The organism is Pseudomonas sp. SDO5591_S426, assembly GCF_054070755.1.
Window position 1 is genome coordinate 1 of sequence record NZ_JBSVXD010000331.1, and the last position, 3,441, is coordinate 3,441.

At 61.1% G+C, this 3,441-nt stretch carries 2 protein-coding genes; both read right to left on the bottom strand.

Annotation, left to right across the window (positions count from 1 at the left end):
- Positions 1-61: 61 nt before the first annotated feature.
- On the bottom strand, positions 62-439 hold the full coding sequence (gene nirD / locus ACW9JC_RS29415; RefSeq protein WP_457459435.1) for a nitrite reductase small subunit NirD: 378 nt from the start codon (positions 437-439) through the stop codon (positions 62-64).
- Positions 439-3,000 carry a nitrite reductase large subunit NirB gene (gene nirB / locus ACW9JC_RS29420; protein WP_457459436.1) on the bottom strand — a complete coding sequence of 854 codons (2,562 nt, stop codon included), beginning with the start codon at positions 2,998-3,000 and terminating at the stop codon, positions 439-441. Before nirB ends, nirD begins: the two co-directional genes overlap by 1 nt.
- Between the last annotated feature and the right edge of the window lie 441 nt (positions 3,001-3,441).

Consider the following 3,441-nt stretch of genomic DNA (forward strand, 5'->3'; position numbering starts at 1 on the left):
CAGGTTTTACGACTGCTGCGCAGCCGAACGCAGGCTGCGCCAGCTGCTACATAGGCCTTCGTCAGGCTGTACCGACTTCCACCCTGCCCTCATTCAACCGCACTGGCCAAACCCGTAACCGCTGTTGCGGGTATTCCAGGCAACTGCCGTCCTCCAGCCGAAAGTGCTGTTTGTAGATCGGCGACGCCACCACCAAATCACCCTTGATGTTGCCGATCAGGCCACGGCCGATGACATTGGCCCCGGATTGCGGGTCGTGGTTGTCGATGGCGTAAAGCGTCTTGCCCTGAACATTCGGCAGGTAGAACAGCGCCACCTGCGCGCCGTCCAGCCACACCACCACACCGGAATCGTTCACCAGATCCTGCTGGCTGCACACCGATTGCCAGACGTCGATATTTTCCAAAGGTGCAGCGCGTTGGGTATTGGACTGATTCATCAGACACTCTCCTCGGTGACAGGGATAAGGTTGAGTTCGGCGGCCATGATCGGTCGCCGCTGACCGCGTTCCTGGACAAAGTGGATGTCCGGGTCCGGGCGTTTATCGTTGACGAAGGTGCGGAAGCGCTTGAGTTTTTCCGGGTCCTTGAGGGCGTTGGCCCACTCGCATTCGTAGCGGTTGACCACCAGTTGCATCTGCGATTCGAGTTCGGCACCCAGGCCGAGGCTGTCGTGGATAATCACGTCCTTGAGGTAATCCAGGCCGCCTTCCAGGCTTTCGCGCCACACCGAGGTGCGCTGCAATTTGTCGGCGGTGCGGATGTAGAACATCAGGAAACGGTCGATGTAGCGGATCAGCGTCGCGTCATCCAGATCGGTGGCGAACAGCTCGGCGTGGCGCGGACGCATGCCGCCGTTACCGGCGATGTACAGGTTCCAGCCCTTCTCGGTGGCGATCACGCCCACGTCTTTGCTTTGCGCTTCGGCGCATTCACGGGTGCAACCGGACACCGCGAACTTGAGCTTGTGCGGCGAACGCAGGCCTTTGTAGCGGTCTTCGATGGTCAGTGCCATTTGCACGCTGTCCTGCACGCCATAACGGCACCAGGTGCTGCCGACGCAAGACTTCACCGTGCGGGTCGATTTGCCGTAGGCATGCCCGGTTTCGAAACCGGCCTCGATCAGCTCGGCCCAGATGTCGGGCAACTCATGCAGTTGCGCGCCGAACAGGTCGATGCGCTGGCCGCCGGTGATTTTGGTGTAGAGGTCGTACTTCTTCGCCACCACGCCGATGGCGATCAATTTGTCGGCGGTGATCTCGCCACCGGGAATACGCGGCACCACCGAATAAGTGCCGTTTTTCTGCATGTTGGCCATGAACGTGTCGTTGGTGTCCTGCAACGGCACCAGCGACGGGTCCATGATCGGCTGGTTCCAGCACGACGCCAAAATCGAGCCCACCGCCGGTTTGCACACATCGCAACCGGTGTGGCCACGGCCATGCTTGGCCAGCAGTTCTTCGAAGGTGATCACCCCTTCTACCCGCACCAGCGCATACAGTTCCTGACGGGTGTAGGCGAAGTGTTCGCACAGGCTCTTGTCGACGCTGACTCCGCGGGCGATCAACTCATGTTCGAAAACCTGCTTGAGCAACCCGGCGCAACCGCCGCAACCGGTGCAGGCTTTGGTCTGTGACTTGAGCAGGCCGAGGTCGGTGCAGCCGCCGTCGATGGCCGAGCAGATCGCGCCCTTGGTCACGTTGTGGCAGGAGCAGACCGTGGCGGTTTCGGGCAAGGCGCCAGGGCCGAGGGTCGGCGCGCCTTCGGACGACGGCAGGATCAGCGCGGAAGGTTCCGCCGGCAAGGCAATCGCGTTCTGCATGTATTGCAGCAGCGTGTCGTAATAGCTGTTGTCGCCGATCAGCACCGCGCCGAGTACGTGCTTGCCGCTGGCGTCGACCACCAGACGCCGATAGCTGGCGGTGGTTTCGTCGATGAACTGATAGCTGCGCGCGCCCGGCGTATTGGCGTGGGCATCGCCGATGGAGCCGACGTCGACACCGAGCAGCTTGAGCTTGGTCGACATGTCGGCGCCCTGGAACGGCTCGGCGGCGTCATCGCACAAACGTGCTGCGACACTGCGTGCCATTTGGTAGCCCGGAGCGACCAGGCCGAACAGGCTGCCGTTCCACGAGGCGCATTCGCCGATGGCGTAGATGTTCGGGTCGCAGCTCAGGCAGGTGTCGTCGATCACCACGCCACCGCGCGGGCCGATCTCCAGCGCGCATTGGCGGGCCAGCGCATCTTGCGCGCGGATACCGGCGGAGAACACGATCAGATCGGTTTCGAGGAATTCGTCGTTGGCGAAATTCATCCGATAGCGGAATTCTTCGCCGGCACTGATCGATTGCGTGGCGCGGGACAAGTGCACACCGACGCCCAACCGTTCGATCTGCGCCTTGAGCGCCAGCCCACCGAGGTCATCCAGCTGCACCGGCATCAGGCGCGGCGCGAATTCCACTACGTGCGCTTCAAGGCCCAGGCTTTTCAGGGCATTGGCCGCTTCGAGGCCGAGCAGTCCACCGCCGACTACCACGCCGCGCTTGGCATTGGCTGCTGCGGCACGGATCGCATCAAGGTCTTCGAGGGTGCGGTATACCAGACGCGAATCGCCTTCGGCGCCTTCGATCGGCGGCACAAACGGGTAGGAGCCGGTGGCCAGCACCAGTTTGTCGTAGGTGAAGCAACCTTGCGAGGTGATCACCTGACGACGGGCACGATCGATTTCCAGCACCGGCACGCCCAGGTGCAGCGTGACACCCGGCGTCTGGTACAGCGACGCGTCACTCAGCGCCAGCGACTCGGCATCGCGACCGGAAAAATACTCGGACAAATGCACACGGTCGTAAGCGCGCATCGGCTCTTCGCTGAAAACGTGCAACCGATAGCGGTCAAGGGCGCCGCGCTCGATCAACTGCTCGACACAATGATGCCCGACCATGCCATTGCCGATCACGATCAGCGTCTGATGCTTGTTCAATGTGGCTACATTGGAATTCATAAACGACCCTGCCCAAAGCCCATCACGGTTCAAAAAGCAAAAAAAAACGCCTGAAACCTTGCGGTTCCAGGCGTCTTTGCCTGTTCTTTTGCGGTGTTGAAACCAGACGGCCATGCCTGATCCACCGGTAGTGCCCACGACCTGTGCGGTTGATCGATCGTCGTTGACCGAGTGGGCGGTCCATCTTTTTCAGATGGCACTGAGGGGGTGAATGCAGTGTTTGTGCCAGTCGAGCGCGTAGACTGGAAACATGCGCGCTGAGCCTTGTCGGCAACGCTTCTGGCGAAGTCAGCGGTTGATGTCGCAGGCGGGAATGGATCAGGAAACCGCTTCGCACTGGTGCACGCTGCCAGCCATCGCGCTAAAAGTGCGCGCAAAACCTGTAGGAGCCGAGCTTGCTCGCGATGGCGTCGTGTCAGTCAGCATTAATGTCGCTGACAC